16 protein-coding genes are annotated in these 14,113 nt (G+C 62.5%); 6 read left to right on the top strand and 10 right to left on the bottom strand.

The features are described 5' to 3' along the window. Window positions 1-74 precede the first annotated feature (74 nt). The 3 genes from gcvH to HAH_RS10045 form a co-directional block, all read right to left on the bottom strand. Window positions 75-452 carry a glycine cleavage system protein GcvH gene (gene gcvH / locus HAH_RS10035; RefSeq protein ID WP_014040818.1) on the bottom strand — a complete coding sequence of 126 codons (378 nt, stop codon included), beginning with the start codon at window positions 450-452 and terminating at the stop codon, window positions 75-77. Continuing rightward, on the bottom strand, window positions 449-1,540 hold the full coding sequence (gene gcvT / locus HAH_RS10040) for a glycine cleavage system aminomethyltransferase GcvT (protein WP_014040819.1): 1,092 nt from the start codon (window positions 1,538-1,540) through the stop codon (window positions 449-451). The genes gcvH and gcvT overlap by 4 nt, the downstream gene beginning before the upstream one ends. Before the next feature lie 224 nt (window positions 1,541-1,764). Next, window positions 1,765-3,567 carry a sensor histidine kinase gene (locus HAH_RS10045; protein WP_044951930.1) on the bottom strand — a complete coding sequence of 601 codons (1,803 nt, stop codon included), beginning with the start codon at window positions 3,565-3,567 and terminating at the stop codon, window positions 1,765-1,767. 167 nt (window positions 3,568-3,734) lie between these two features. Here HAH_RS10045 and HAH_RS10050 point away from each other — a divergent pair, with 167 nt between their 5' ends. Further along, entirely contained in the window at window positions 3,735-4,181 is a 447-nt protein-coding gene (locus HAH_RS10050) for an NYN domain-containing protein (protein WP_014040821.1), read from the top strand. 53 nt (window positions 4,182-4,234) lie between these two features. Next, window positions 4,235-5,080: a TatD family hydrolase gene (locus tag HAH_RS10055; protein WP_014040822.1), complete on the top strand. Its 846-nt coding sequence runs from the start codon at window positions 4,235-4,237 to the stop codon at window positions 5,078-5,080. Window positions 5,081-5,086: 6 nt separating this feature from the next. Here HAH_RS10055 and pstB read toward each other — a convergent pair whose 3' ends face one another. The 4 genes from pstB to HAH_RS10075 are packed head-to-tail and all read right to left on the bottom strand — an operon-like array spanning window position 5,087 to window position 9,689. Continuing rightward, window positions 5,087-5,986 (bottom strand): phosphate ABC transporter ATP-binding protein PstB, encoded by a 900-nt coding sequence (gene pstB, locus HAH_RS10060; protein ID WP_014040823.1) that lies wholly within the window; start codon window positions 5,984-5,986, stop codon window positions 5,087-5,089. Window positions 5,987-5,989: 3 nt separating this feature from the next. Beyond that, entirely contained in the window at window positions 5,990-7,690 is a 1,701-nt protein-coding gene (gene pstA, locus HAH_RS10065) for a phosphate ABC transporter permease PstA (RefSeq protein WP_014040824.1), read from the bottom strand. Between the two features lie 19 nt (window positions 7,691-7,709). After that, complete coding sequence (pstC, locus tag HAH_RS10070) at window positions 7,710-8,642, bottom strand: phosphate ABC transporter permease subunit PstC (RefSeq protein WP_044951933.1); 933 nt, start codon at window positions 8,640-8,642, stop codon at window positions 7,710-7,712. Window positions 8,643-8,693: 51 nt separating this feature from the next. Next, window positions 8,694-9,689: a PstS family phosphate ABC transporter substrate-binding protein gene (locus HAH_RS10075; protein ID WP_014040826.1), complete on the bottom strand. Its 996-nt coding sequence runs from the start codon at window positions 9,687-9,689 to the stop codon at window positions 8,694-8,696. Between the two features lie 308 nt (window positions 9,690-9,997). Between HAH_RS10075 and HAH_RS10080 the strand changes: the two genes are divergently transcribed. Continuing rightward, window positions 9,998-10,996, top strand: a complete 999-nt coding sequence (locus HAH_RS10080; protein ID WP_014040827.1) for a phosphate uptake regulator PhoU — start codon at window positions 9,998-10,000, stop codon at window positions 10,994-10,996. A 55-nt stretch (window positions 10,997-11,051) separates the two neighbouring features. Here HAH_RS10080 and HAH_RS10085 read toward each other — a convergent pair whose 3' ends face one another. Further along, window positions 11,052-11,423 carry a 30S ribosomal protein S8e gene (locus tag HAH_RS10085; protein WP_008311571.1) on the bottom strand — a complete coding sequence of 124 codons (372 nt, stop codon included), beginning with the start codon at window positions 11,421-11,423 and terminating at the stop codon, window positions 11,052-11,054. 90 nt (window positions 11,424-11,513) lie between these two features. Here HAH_RS10085 and HAH_RS10090 point away from each other — a divergent pair, with 90 nt between their 5' ends. Both HAH_RS10090 and HAH_RS10095 read left to right on the top strand, forming a co-directional pair. Continuing rightward, on the top strand, window positions 11,514-11,954 hold the full coding sequence (locus HAH_RS10090) for a DUF2240 family protein (protein WP_014040828.1): 441 nt from the start codon (window positions 11,514-11,516) through the stop codon (window positions 11,952-11,954). Further along, window positions 11,954-12,298 carry a hypothetical protein gene (locus HAH_RS10095; protein ID WP_014040829.1) on the top strand — a complete coding sequence of 115 codons (345 nt, stop codon included), beginning with the start codon at window positions 11,954-11,956 and terminating at the stop codon, window positions 12,296-12,298. Before HAH_RS10090 ends, HAH_RS10095 begins: the two co-directional genes overlap by 1 nt. A gap of 136 nt (window positions 12,299-12,434) precedes the next feature. Here HAH_RS10095 and HAH_RS10100 read toward each other — a convergent pair whose 3' ends face one another. Further along, a complete protein-coding gene (locus HAH_RS10100) occupies window positions 12,435-12,917 on the bottom strand; it encodes a hypothetical protein (RefSeq protein ID WP_014040830.1) in 483 nt (160 codons plus the stop codon). 120 nt (window positions 12,918-13,037) lie between these two features. Here HAH_RS10100 and pyrF point away from each other — a divergent pair, with 120 nt between their 5' ends. Next, window positions 13,038-13,871, top strand: a complete 834-nt coding sequence (pyrF, locus tag HAH_RS10105) for an orotidine-5'-phosphate decarboxylase (RefSeq protein WP_014040831.1) — start codon at window positions 13,038-13,040, stop codon at window positions 13,869-13,871. Here pyrF and HAH_RS10110 read toward each other — a convergent pair whose 3' ends face one another. Continuing rightward, the gene (locus HAH_RS10110; RefSeq protein ID WP_014040832.1) at window positions 13,872-14,072 is read right to left on the bottom strand and encodes a hypothetical protein; all 201 of its coding nucleotides are present in this window, start codon (window positions 14,070-14,072) and stop codon (window positions 13,872-13,874) included. Between the last annotated feature and the right edge of the window lie 41 nt (window positions 14,073-14,113).

Consider the following 14,113-nt stretch of genomic DNA (forward strand, 5'->3'; position numbering starts at 1 on the left):
GATATCGACAGCTAGCGACCGTGCCCACATTAGGTTACTCCTTTCACCCCCGCAGGGACCGCTGCCACCGAGGGTTACTCGATCTGGTCGCGGTACGCGTCGGGTGAAAGCAGGTCGTCGCTCTCGTCGGCTATCTCGACCTCAAGCATCCACCCGTCACCGAACGGGTCCTCGTTCAGCAGTTCCGGCTCGTCGCGGAGCCGGTCGTTGACTGCTGTGACGGTGCCGGAGACGGGGGCGTACACGTCGGACACGGCCTTGATAGACTCCACTACGCCGAAGTCCTCGCCCGCGGTCAGCTCCGCCCCTGCCTCGGGCAGTTCGACGAACACCACGTCGCCGAGTTCGTCCTGTGCGAACGCCGTGATGCCGACCTCGGCGGTGTCGCCGGAGACGCGTACCCATTCGTGTGACTCCAGATATCGCAGGTCGTCGGGAACGTCGAAGCTCATCTATCGAGGAATGGTGTGCTCCTGGTACGTGCTTTCTTCGGTTCGCCGCGGACGACAACGCGGACGGACTCGTCCGGTTGGGCGTACGCCGTCGGGACGTAGGCGAGGGCAATCGGCGCTCCCAGCGTCGGACTCATCGTACCGCTGGTGATGTGACCGATCGGCTCTCCGTCCGGCGTCGTCACGTCGTACCCGTGACGCGGGACGCCGCGGTCGATGAGTTCGATGCCGATGAGCTTCTCTTCGGGACCGTCAGCGGCGACGCCCTCCAGTGCGTCCCGACCGACGAACTCCGTATCTAGTTTGACGGTCCAGCCGATACCGGCCTCGTAAGGCGTCCTGGGCTCGTCGACCGGGTGGAACTCCTGCCCGGAGAGCAGAAAACCCATCTCCAACCGGAGGGTGTCGCGCGCGCCGAGCCCGCAGGGCTGGCACTCAAGCGCGCCCCAGACCGCCTCGGCTTCGTCGGGCGGACAGAGGATTTCGAAGCCGCGTTCGCCCGTGTATCCCGTCCGAGCGATCAACGAGTCGACACCGGCGACAGCCCCGTCAGCCACCTCGAACCGCGACAGGGCAGCGAGCGAGACATCTGTCTCGGCTGCCAGCAGGTCCGGCGCGTCAGGCCCCTGGACGGCGATCATCGCGTACTCCTCGGTCCGGTTCGTCACCGTCGCGTCGATCCCCCGCTCGTCCCGCTCAGAGAGCCACCGTTCGGTCATTTCCCCGTCGTGCCCGGCGTTCGGGATGAACAGGAACTCGTCGGCCGCGCCTTCGGGCAATCGGTAGACGACGGTGTCGTCCAGCATAATTCCGTCCTCGTCTGTGATGGCCCCGTACTGGGCCTCGCCCGGGTCCAGCACGGTCACGTCGTTGGTGGTCAGCCGCTGTGTCAGCGTCGCCGCGTCCGGCCCGGACACGGTTATCTGTCCCATGTGTGAAACGTCGAACTTCCCGGCTTCGCTCCGGACAGCCTCATGTTCCGTGCGGATCGACTCGAACTCGACCGGCATCTCCCACCCGCCGAAATCGGTGAACGAAGCGTCGGATCGCTGGTGAACCGCAGAGAGCGGTGGTGCCCGCAGTGTCATACGCGGACCTCTCGTACCGCGTGGTCTTACCGTTTGGCCCTTGACCGCCTGTGGCCTCGCGATAAACCATATGTGGCGATATCAAATCCCGGATTGCGGTATAGTAGCCATTGAAAATCAATGCACACCTGATCGCACGACGGCAGTGCGATCAGTGTTAAATCGTTTCAATTGTTACTATAGATGGAGCGACAGAACCGGGACGGAAAATACGCTGTCGTTCGTTACTCGCTTCGCGCCAGCGGGAACGCGAGTCGAACTCGCGTTCCGCCGCCATCGGCGGCGTCTTCGTCGATTGTCACAGACCCGCCGAGGCGTCGGACAAGCCACGTAACCGCCCACAACCCGAGACCGCGACTGTGTACCACTGGCCCTTCCGTCTCCGAAGCCAGGACCTTTTGCTCCATGTCGGGGATACCGGACCCGTCGGTATCGACGCTGACTGTCACCTGGCCCGACGGGGTCTCTTCAGCCGTAAGTTTGACCCTCGGGCTAGGTAGATCACTGTATTCCAGCGCGTTTTCGACAAGAATCTCCAGCATCAGGTCGATAGCCATCCTGTCACCAGCCACCTCCGCGTCGGTAGGTGTCACCTCAATTGCGGCCTCGGGATGCTGTTCTCCGAGATCGTCCCGGACATCGGTGAGGACTTGCCGTAGGTGGACTGTCCCGCTTCGGAGGTCGCGCTCGATGACCCGGTCGAACGTCCGTGCTCGTTCGGCCAGCGAATCGAGCTCTTTCGACGCGTTCTCGATTCTGTCGATGTGTCCGCTGGCAGCGTCGACTGAGAACTCGGGCGATCCGAGTTCTTCTTTGAGGAGTCTCGAATTGCCCCGTATCACGGTCAGCTTGTTTCGGATGTTGTGCCGGAGAATCCGACTCATGACCATTAGCCGCTGCTCTCGTTCCTTGTCCTGAGTGATGTCGCGAACGATGCCTCGCAGTTTCGGTTCCCCGCCCCGGACGGTTTTTTCTGCCCGGAGTCGGAACCAGCGCTCGGTTTCTTCTGCGGTCTTGCGGCGTGCTTCCAGTTCCATCGGCTCGCCGGTTTCACAACAGGTCTCGATGGCGTCGCGAAGGGCCGCTCTATCGTTGGGATGGTACTGCTCGAGTGCCTCCTCAAGCGTCGGATTGTACTCCGGGAGCCCGTACAGGCGTTTCATCCCTGCAGTACCCTCTATTAGACCTGTCTCCAGATCCAGTTCCCATCCGCCGACGTCGGCGAGCATCTCCGTCCCGATAAGCCACTCCAGGTGCTCCTCCCGCTGTTTCAATCTCGTTGCGTCGTCCAGACCGACGACGACGCGCTCGACGGTCCCGTCATCACCCAGTATCGGCGCGGCATTGCTCGAAAGCCACCGTTCGGTCCCGTCGGCGAGTTCTATCCAATGCTCGAATCCAAACACTGGCTCGCCGGATTCGAGTACTCTCGTAACCGGATACTCCGCTTCGGGGACCGGAGTGCCGTCTTCGTAGAAGATATTCCACTCCGGTTGGTCGTACCGCCTCCCAGTGATTGTACCGCGTTCGAGGCCGAGCAAGTCCTCAGCACGGTCATTGGCGAACAAAATCTTGCCTGACGGTTCGACGACGACGAGACCGACCGGACTTATCTCGAACACTCGCTCGATGAGGGCCTGCTTCTCCTCGCGTCGCTTTCGCTGTGTGATATCTTCGGCCAGCCATAGCACATGCTCCGTATCGTCACTGCCAACCGGCGTGACGCGAGCCTCGAAGTACCGATCCCCGTCGTCGAGCGATAGGTGGTACTCGATGTGTTGCTGTTCGCCTGCCTGCAGAGCGTCCTCGATGACTGTGTAGAACTGGTCAGCCTGTACTGTGGAGAAGACGTCCCAGAGATCTGATCCTAACAACGTTTCCGGCTGTCTGAAGAATAGTGCCCCGTTGTGGGCATTATGGATGACGTCGACAAAGACACCATCAGCATCTAGTACGATTGCTGGGTCGGAAATTATCTCACAAAGCCCGTTTAGGACGTCTCGATTGTGAAGAGATTCCTTACTCATGGTACCGAATATCGTGCAGCTGCCGCCTGTCGCCTCTGTCCGGAAATACTATCCATGAAATGAGGAGGGGATCCTCCTAAGTGTTGTGTAGTTGCGTTTGGTATAGCGGTTACTAGTTTACGATATAAAACGGCACGCATAAGCGGGCCGGGCAGGGAAAGGGGCGCATGGAGCTGTTTCGTCGGATATTCGGGGAGAAAGATTCACAACAGCGCGTTGGACTGTTCGTCGACGGGCCGAACGTGCTCAGGTCTGAGTTCGATGTCGACCTCGACGAGGTCCGGGACATTGCAGTCGACTACGGGCCGCTGGCGTTGACTCGCCTCTACGTCGACCAGAACGCCTCGCCGGGGCTGATTCAGGCCGCCGAGGCCCGGGGCTTCGAGGTCCGAACCACCAGCGGTGACGTCGATGTGCGACTCGCCGTTGACGCGACAGACGCCGTCGCCTCGGGACAGATCGACGTCTTGGTCGTCGCCTCGCGGGACACGGATTTCAAGCCGGCGCTGGAAGTGGCCGCACGGGAAGGGGTCAAAACGGTCGCCATCGCGCCGGGAGAGTATGGCCGCTCCGACGCGTTACGCAACGCGGCCGAAGACGCAGTGACGCTCTGAGGGCCGAACTCCGTGACGCCAACTGTTTTTTCCGCCAGTGCCATTGGCCACGTATGGACATCGACGACACGCCGGTACTGGACAACCACCTCCATCTCGATCCGGTCAACGGCCGGAACGTCGCGGCAGCCGAGGAATTCGCCTCACAGGGTGGCACACACTTGCTAGTGCTCAACAAGCCGTCCTGGCACCTCGTCGAGAAGGCGACAGCGGCGGAGACGTTCCGCGAGGTGTTCGACCTCACCGTCGAGGCCGCTGCCGCCGCGACCGAGGTACTGGATGGCCGCGCCTGGCCTGTCCTCGGGGTCCACCCGGCGCTGATTTCGAAACTCGTTGATGACGGCTACACGCCGCCGGAAGCAATGGACATCATGCAGACCGGCCTCGACGTGGCGGCGGAGTACGTCGATAACGGTGACGCGCTCGCGATGAAGTCCGGGCGACCGCACTACGACGTTGACGACGCCGTCTGGGAGGCCTCCAATGCGGTGATGTGTCACGGGTTCGAACGGGCCGCCGACGTAGGTTGTGCGATACAGCTCCATACCGAAGGCGGCGAAGACTTTGAAGCAGTGGCTGGCTGGGCCGAAGACCGTGGCCTCGACCGTATGCAGGTCGTCAAACACTACTCCGGCGGGCGGCTCCGTGGCCCAGTCAAATCGGTGCTTGCGGATAAGGACGAACTGGAGATTGCGGTTGAGACGGACGAGCCGTTCCTGATGGAGACCGATTATATCGACGACCCGGACCGTCCCGGCGCGGTGCTGGGGCCGAAAACGGTGCCACGGCGTGTCCGCTGGCTGCTGGAGAACGGACACGAGGACGCAGTCAGAACGGCACACGTCGAGACGCCGAAGGCGGTGTACGGCATCGACACCGAAGCGACGTTACAGCGATAGTACAGGCTACCCGAACTTGCCAGTAATGTAGTCCTCGACGCGCTGGCTATCGGGATTCTCGAAGATTTTGTCCGTGTCGTCGAACTCGACCAGCTCGCCACCGGTGAGGAAGACGGCGGTCTTGTCCGAGATACGGGCCGCCTGCTGCATGTTGTGAGTGACGATGACAACGGTGAACTCCTCGGCCAGTTCCTCGATGAGGTCCTCGATCTTCGAGGTGGCAATCGGGTCAAGCGCCGACGCCGGCTCGTCCATCAGAATGACATCCGGGTCGACGGCAATAGCGCGGGCGATGCAGAGCCGCTGTTGCTGGCCGCCCGAGAGGTCGAGCGCGCTCTTGTCCAGCTGGTCTTTGACTTCGTCCCACAGCGCGGCGCGCTTGAGAGCCGTCTCGACTTTCTCGTCTATGTTCTCCGTCTGGTCCTGAATCCGGAGGCCGTAAGCGACGTTGTCGTAGATGCTCTTCGGGAAGGGGTTGGGGTGCTGGAACACCATTCCGATGCGTCGCCGCAGCGCCACCGGGTCCACGTCGGCATCGTAGACGTTTTTCCCCTCGAAGTAGAGGTCTCCCTCGACCCGCGCCGCGTCGATGAGATCGTTCATGCGGTTGATACACCGCAGGAACGTGGACTTGCCACAGCCGGAGGGTCCGATCATGGCCGTCACCTGTTTTTCCGGGATGGCCAAGTCGATACCCTGTAGCGCCTGCGTCTCGCCGTAGAACACGTTCAGGTCGCGGGACTCGATGACTGGCTTCCCCGTCTCGCCCGCGTTCGCGTCCGTTCCCTCCACGTCGATCGACTGGTCGACGAGGGGGTCGCCGGACGGGTCCGGCGACGACGCGGCTGTTTCAGTGGTCGGTGTGGGCTCGGTACTCTCGTTGCTCGTCATCTCGTTCTCTGTCATGAATTATCCTGTTCGCTGATACCGGTTCCGGATGACAATCGCTGTCGCGTTCATCACCAGCAACACTGCAAGCAGTGTAATCACGCCGGCCGCCAGCACGCCGTGGCGGAACGACGGGTCCAGTTCCGACGACCATGAGAAAATCTGGCGTGGCATCATGCTCGCCACGTCGAAGAAGCTATTCGGCGCGAGCCGGACCGACGCCGCCGCCCCGATCATCAGCAGCGGGGCCGTTTCGCCGATGGCCCGACCCAGCGCCAGTATCGTCCCGGTCAGAATGCCCGGAAGTGCTTCGGGGAGGACGACCTGCCGGATCGTCTGCCAGCGGGTCGCCCCCATTCCGTAGGAGGCCTGTCGGAACGAGTCGGGGACGGATCGAATCGCCTCCTGTGCGGAGATGATCACAATCGGGAGGATCAACAGGCCGACCGCGAGGCCGGCGACGATGACGGAGCCCTGGGGCCACTGGAGAACTCGGATGAAAAGCGCCAGTCCGAGCAGGCCGTACACGACCGACGGCACACCGGCGAGGTTCCCGATGTTGATTTCGATGAGTGTGACGAACTTGCCCATCAGCCCCTGGGAGGGTGCGTACTCCTCAAGGTAGATCGCCGCCCCGACGCCGACCGGGAACGTGGTGAGCACGATCACGATAATCATCATCACCGAGCCGACCATCGAAGGGTAGATACCGGCATCGGCGGCGGTCCGTGAGGTCGCGCTCGTCAGGAACCCCCAGTCGAGCCAGGGGTCCGGTCCGGCAAACCCGAGCGCGCCGGTGACGACGCTGCCGACGACCACGCCAAGCACGGCGGCGACCGGGAAGGCGAGGCCGCGGACGCCTTCGCCACGACGGAGCACGCCTTCCACGTAGACACCCAGCGGGAGTACGGCGAATGTGACTATGAGCAGCCACACGTCGGTCCCAATTCCCAGCAGTGGTCCGGCGACGACGCCCAGCACCGCAACTGCCGCCGTCAGCCCGACGACGGCCAGGCCGTCTCGCCGCGACTCGCGTCGCTGTTCGACGAACCAGCCTGCGGCACCGGCGACTGGGAGCACGAGCGTCAGGAGTAACATGACCCAGTCCGTGGGCACGAACGGGAGCATCATGATGGCTTCTCGGAGGCTTATTACGCGATAGTACAGCCCGAAGTCGAGGCCGAGCGCCGCGGCGGCGTCGGTGACGAACCAGTTGAACCTGGTGGGTGGCAGCCCGAATACCGTGATAATCGGAGCGAGGAGCACCACGGCGAGGCGTTCGAGCGCGGCCTTCGGCCGCAGTCGGCCGTGTGCAACGATCAGGCCGCCGGCCACGACCAGCGAGATGAGGAGCGCGAACCACTCGAGTACGGAGAGCAGTTCGATGAACAGGACCGCAAACCCGCCCGTGAGCAGGAGTCCCACGACCGGGAGTCCGCTGGTGACGTAGGCGACCTCGCCGGCCGGCTCGTCGAGTCGATAGTAGTAGACGGCTAGTGCGGCCAGCGGCACCAGCACCGTCGCGGCGTAGGTCGCCAGCCACCCTGCGTCGGCCGAGAAGGGTCGGAACGCGTCGTTGGCGACGAACAGCAGGAGGAGCAGGACGGAGACGAGTCCGAACGCGGTCGCCGCGAGACAGGTCGCCTCGAAGGCACGCCCCCGAAGATGGTTGACATCGCTGTTCTCCCCGTGCCAGCCCGTTTCAGGTTCTCGTGTTGCCATCAGTTCAGTCCCCCAGTGTTCATTCGTACTCCTCCCGGTATCGCGCCGCGATTCGGTTGCTCAGCAGGTTCAACAGGAACGTGATGACGAACAGCGTCAGGCCGATAGCGAAGAGACTGGTAAAGCCCAGTTGACTGACGCTGTCGGCGCTGTTGATCTGGACCATCGCCGCCGTCATCGGCTGGTACCCCTGGAAGAGGTTCGCGAGCGGGTCCGAGAGGTTCAGCATCCGGGGCCGGCTGCCGGCCGCGACGACGACGATCATCGTCTCGCCGATGGCCCGCGACAGGGCGAGAATGAACGAGGAGAAGATGCCCGAGGCTGCCGCGGGGACGACGACGCCGGTGGTCACCTCGAACTTCGTCGCGCCCATCCCGTAGCCGGCCTGTCGCAGCGAGTCCGGGACGGAACTCATCGCGTCCTCGCTCAGGCTGGAGACCATCGGGATGATCATGATACCGACCATGATGGAAGCGCTGAGGATGTTGAACGTGTTCACCGGGAGCCCGATGGTCTGGAGGAACGGTGTCACGTACACGAGCGCGAAGATACCGTAGACGACTGTCGGGATACCAGCCAGAATTTCCAGCCCCGGTTTCAGCACCGAGCGCATCTGGTCGCTAGCGTACTCGCTGAGATAGACCGCGGCCGCGACACCCGTCGGGAGTGCGATGACGGCGGAGATCACCGTGACCAACAGCGTGCCGCTCAACAGCGGGAGTAACCCGTAGACGTTCCGACTGATGAGGAACTCCGTTCCGGTGAAGAAGTCGACCGGGTTCACCAGCGTAAAGAACGTAATCGCGTCGCGTGCGAGCAACACGACGATGCTGACGGTGACGAGAATCGACGCGGCAGCACACAGGAGCAAGACGTATCGGTACATACGCTCGCGTGCTGCACGCCCACTCGGTCTGGACGTAATATTCGGCCCGGGCGTCTCGGTACTCATTGTGTTGTCTCTCATAATGTACTCATGTGAGTAAGCCGGCTCTCGACCGTGTTAGCCGGCGATCTCGTCCAGCTTTTCGAGGTTCTCGTCGCGCTGCTCGGCGCTCGACGGCACGTACCCGATATCCTGCACTAGGTCGGTTTCGGCCTGCTCGAGGTAGAACTGAATGAACTCGTACACTTCCTCTCGCTGAAGCGCTGACTCGGCCGCGTAGATGAACAGCGGTCGGGCCAGCGGATAGGAACCGTCCTTGGCGTTTGCCAGACTCGGAGGGGTACATTCGTCGCCCTCTTCGGCCTTGACTTCGACGGCTTTCACCGCCTCGGAGTTGGAGTTGTAGTAGGCGAAGCCGAAATACCCCATCCCACCCTCGTTGTCACGGATCCCTTTGACGATAGTCTCGTCCTCTTCGGTCGGCTGGTACTCGGTTGTGTGTTCGGTGTCCTCGCCGACAACGTTCTCGTTGAAGTAGTCGAACGTCCCGGACGTCGACGCCGGGCCGTAGCGTTCGATCTCCATATCGGGCCACTCGTCGCGCACGTCCGACCAGTTCGTGACGCCCGCTTCGTCGCTCCAGATCTGGCGAAGTTCGTCGAAGGTCATGCAGTCGACCCAGTCAGCGTCGTTGTTGACCGCGACAGTCAACGCGTCACCCGCGATCTCGAACTCGACAGGCTCGACGTCGTTGCCCGAACACTGCTCTATCTCGGCGTCGCTGATAGGGCGGGAAGCCCCGTTGATATCGGAGTCGCCGGGACAGAACCAGTTCTCGAAGCCGCCGCCGCTCCCCGTGGAGTCGACGGTGACGTTGACGTTCCCGTGTTCTTCCATGAACTCCTCGGCCATCGCGTCGGAGATGGGGAACACGGTACTGCTGCCCTTGATAATGACCTGCCCCGAGAGGCCGTCAGAACCGCTGTCAGTGGAGCCGCCGTCGTTGCCACGGCTCGTGTTCTGCGTACAACCGGCCAGTGCCAGCGCCCCAATCGCACCAGAACTTGTTAAAAATCGGCGACGTGAGAGACCACTGCTCGGTGAATCTGTCATCACCTGATGGAAGTTAGAGAGCGGATAAGTACCCTACTATTAGCCCTATATCTGGATATAAACACTATATACTACTATATATTTTGATGGCGTTGCTATCTCGCGCGCCTAAAACGGGGTAACGGGCGTCTAAGCCCGATAGCGGCCCAGTTAGAGAACAACTCGTTGATCCTGATATTGACACCATACTACACGGGGTAGCGCCCGCAGCGTGTGTCGTTATTTCATGACAGCACAGGTCAGAGTTTCGATCAGTAATATATAGTCACAGCATATTTTATAAATCTGCAGCGCGTATTCGTAGTACTATGGAGACGCGCAAAGTACAGCTGACGGGCGGGTCCACGTACACTGTCTCACTACCGAAGGAGTGGGCGACTGAGAATGGTGTCGAGAGCGGCAGTATCGTCGAGTTTTACGCCGAAGACGACCTGCTACTGGTCTCGCCACAGCACGGCGACGACCACGTCGAGGGAACGCTAGACGTGACCGGCCTCGAAAACAGGCACGAACTCACGCGGGCAGTGATGACGATGTACGTCAGCGGCTTCGACATCATCCGACTGGAGGCCGCTCGCATAACGGCCGAGCAGCGACGCATCATCCGCGATGCGACACAGGGACTGGTCGGCCTCGAGATGATAGAGGAGACGGCTGACCGAGTCGTCCTGCAGGACCTGCTGGATTCGTCGGAGCTCTCCGTTCTCAACGCCATCACGCGTATGCGGCTGGTTTCGTTGACGATGCTCTCAGACGCCGTCAAGGCGCTCATCGAGGACGACAACGACCTCGCCGAAGACGTTATACAACGCGACGACGACGTGGACCGCCTCTGGTACATGGTCTCGCGCGTGTTCCGAACCGTCCTTCGCAATCCGACGGCAGCCAACGAAATCGGCTTCCCGCGTGAGACAGTGTTCGACTATCAGTCCAGCGCCCGTCAGCTAGAGCGCATTGCTGACCACGCGACCAAAATCGCCAGCCTCTCCCAGGAAATCGGCGAAATCACCGGCGAAACTGCCGACCTTCTCGATCAGTTGGAAACCGAGGCCATCGCCGTCCCCGAAACCGCGATGGATGCGCTGTTGGCTGACGACAACGACGAGGCTGTCGAGTTGGCAAACGAGGCCCGTGCTCGCATCCCCGAAGTCGACGAAACCGCCCGCGAGGTAGACGGGAAAGTCAGGGAGCTAGACCCACAGAGCGCACAGCTACTTGGCCGCGTGGTCGACTCGCTGTCCCGAACCGCCGACTACGGCGGCAACATCGCCGAAAGCGCGCTCCAGAAGGCCGCTCCCCGGCCATAGCTGACGCTGTCGCTCCGAGTCCGTGAACAGCCGAAAAAGCTGATTGCGTGCCGGATTACTCGACCAGCACGGCGTTGACCTGACCGTGCTGCCCCGGGCGGGAGGTCACGCGGGCCTGTCCCTCGGAAGTGTCGAGGATTGCGCCTTTCGTGATGATGTTTCGCCGGGCGTAGTTCGGGTTCGACGGGTTCTCGACGACGTTCTCGATGGTCGCTTCGATGGTTTCCGCGCCGTCGGCGATGCTCGCAACGTCGGTCTTGACCGCACGGACCTTCTGGGTGTTACCGCGGGAGTCGACGGTCTTCAGTCGCTGCTCGCCGACCTGCGTCTCGACGGTGTCCTTGCCGAGCTCGTGTTTCTTCTTCTTGTGGTTCGGTCGTCGGCGGCCGCCTGTCCGCTTGCGAGGGGAGCGTCCCTGGTCTTTCATACGGGAAGGAAGACCCAGCGGCTACTTGAACCGTTCGATGCCGACTCGCCATCGTAATCGTTACCCCCGCGCCGACCGGTTGCTCTGACGATGAGTCTGAAGACGGCCGTCGCCGCACCGTTCCGCCAGCGTGGAACCGACCGGATGGCGGAAAGCGAGTTCGTCGTCGCGCTCTCGCTGGACCGGAACTGGTTCTCGCCCGACCAGGCTAAGACGCTGGTGGACGTGGCCGCGAGCGAGGGGCTGGTCGAACGGGACGAGGACGACCTCGTCGTCGCTTTCGACGCGACACACACCACGATTCCGGACGGGTTCACGCCGGGTGAGGAAATCCTGCAGTCGCGGTCGACGTTCGAGCGGGTGCTCGATGCGGTCGTCGAGGCCGGCATCGAGAAACAGACCGCTGTCGCCGGCATCAACGCGCTCCAGTCCGACATCGGTGTCACGCTCGAGGCCGCGGCCGTGGTGTACGCGCGGAGTGAGGGTGTCGACGTCGAAGCCATCGCTGCCGACGTTCGGGAGGAGCTCTAATGGTCAAAGACAGGATTGCTGACGGCCGACGGATCGGACAGTTGCTCGCCTCGGAACTGACCGGCCTCCAGCGCGGGCCGCTTGCCGACGTGTCCGTCGTCGATGCCGATAGGGACGTGGACCCGACGCCGGACGGGGCCTTCGCCTACCGCGTGACGGCCGACGACGCCGAAGTGGCAATCGTCGAGGTAACGCCGGAGACGGCTTGGTTGGTCTTGGAGCGAGAGCCCGCGACCGTGCCGGATCGTGATGATCTCACCGTCGACGGGACAACCATCGTCGTTCACAGCGGCGCGGCAGTGAAAGCCGCGGTCGACGTGCTGGAGCAGTCCCTCTCGGGGTAGGAGGGTTTTCCGGAGAAAGAAACGGTTGGCTGCGACTCCGACTGAAATACCTGTACTCATACTGTCGGCTGTACGTCTGTAAAGAATTTCGCCACCCGGGGTGGCGAATATCTTAAAATAGTTACAGCCAACAGTATCAGTGACGACTCGGCTCGGCAATAGCCGCGGACGTCCACGCGACGAAGCCAGTGAGGACGAGTACGGAACCGAGTATCGCTGTCGCGGCAGCGATAGCAAGCACCAGCGTCGGGAGGCCGAGCGGCGTTCCGACGGCGATGACAATCGGTGTCGCGGTGATACAGAGCGATCCCAGCGCGACGGCCCGGCGCTGTGTCGTCGTTAGTTCGATGCCGAGATGGAACAGCGACCCGGGCTCCGGGTCGGGAGCGGCGAGGCCGAGACACAACAGCGGAACGCCGATAAACACCAGCGTTGCCGCGACAGCGTACGACCAGAACAGCCACTGTCCGGACGCGGGCGCGAGCGACAACAGCGCGCCGACGGCCACGAGCAGGACACCACCGACGAGTCCGAACTGCCGCAGCCGCGGGTCGTCCAGGGCTTCGCTCAGGTCTGGGAGGGTCTCGGCCACATGGCCGATATCCATGAAACGGTCCATGAGCGGGCTTCTACCTGCGTTGTGAAATAGACACGGGGGAGAATATCAAATCTGATTCCATCGAAGCGGGCACGACGCGAGAAGGAAACGCTTGTATCGCTGCCAGCCGCCGCGGTATCTATGCACTTCTTCGACCGTCTCGCGGACCGAATCGCGACCGCCGACAGCGTGGTGTCGGTCGGCCTCGACCCGGACCCCGACCGCCTCCCCGACAGCGTGCTGGACGCCGACCTCCCGCGCTGGCAGTTCAACCGCCGCATCATCGATGCGACCCACGAACACGCCGCCTGCTACAAGCCGAACGCCGCCTTCTACGAGGACCCCGACGGCTGGCGCGCCCTCGAAGAGACCATCGCCTACGCACACGGGAAGGACGTGCCCGTGCTGCTCGACGCAAAGCGGGGCGATATCGGCAACACGGCGCGGCAGTACGCCCGGATTCTCGACGACGAGGAAGGGCCTGCGGCCGACGCCATCACGGTCAACCCGTTCCTCGGCCGGGACTCGTTGGAGCCGTTTCTCCAGCGCGCGGACAAGGGCGTGTTCGTGCTGGGGCGCACGTCCAACCCCGGCGGCGAGGACCTCCAGGACCTCGAACTGGCCTCCGGCGAGAAGCTCTACGAGCGCGTGGTCCACCTCGCGGACCTCTGGAACGGGAACGGGAACGTCGGACTCGTCGTCGGCGCGACCAACCCCGACGAACTCGAAGAAATCCGCGAATTAGTTCCGGACATTCCGTTCCTCGTCCCCGGCGTCGGCGCGCAGGGTGGCGACGCCGAAGCGGCCGTCGAGCACGGTCTCGCCGACGGCGTCGGCCTCGTCAACTCCTCGCGGGGCATCATCTTCGCCGGCGAGGACGCCGACACGCGGCGCGACGACTCCGGTGACGCGTTCTTCAAGGCCGCCGGACAGTCCGCGAAACAGCTCAAACAGCGACTGAATCAGTTCCGCTAATCAAAACCGGTACGTGTCCACGCCGTCGGGCATATCCTCCGGCGACATCCGGTCGCTCGGCTGGCCGACCTCCGCACCGCACTCGACACACATCCCGGTGTCCTCGTCCCAGTGGCGGTCACAGACGAGTCGCCCGCATCTATCGCAGGTGTGGTCCACGTCGGGGCGCTCACAGATTTCACACAGTCCGGCTACGCTCATGTCAGGATGTAGCATACCTGATGGTTTGAATCTTTGGCGGC

The sequence above is a fragment of the Haloarcula hispanica ATCC 33960 genome (assembly GCF_000223905.1).
GTDB classification, from domain to species: Archaea; Halobacteriota; Halobacteria; order Halobacteriales; family Haloarculaceae; genus Haloarcula; species Haloarcula hispanica.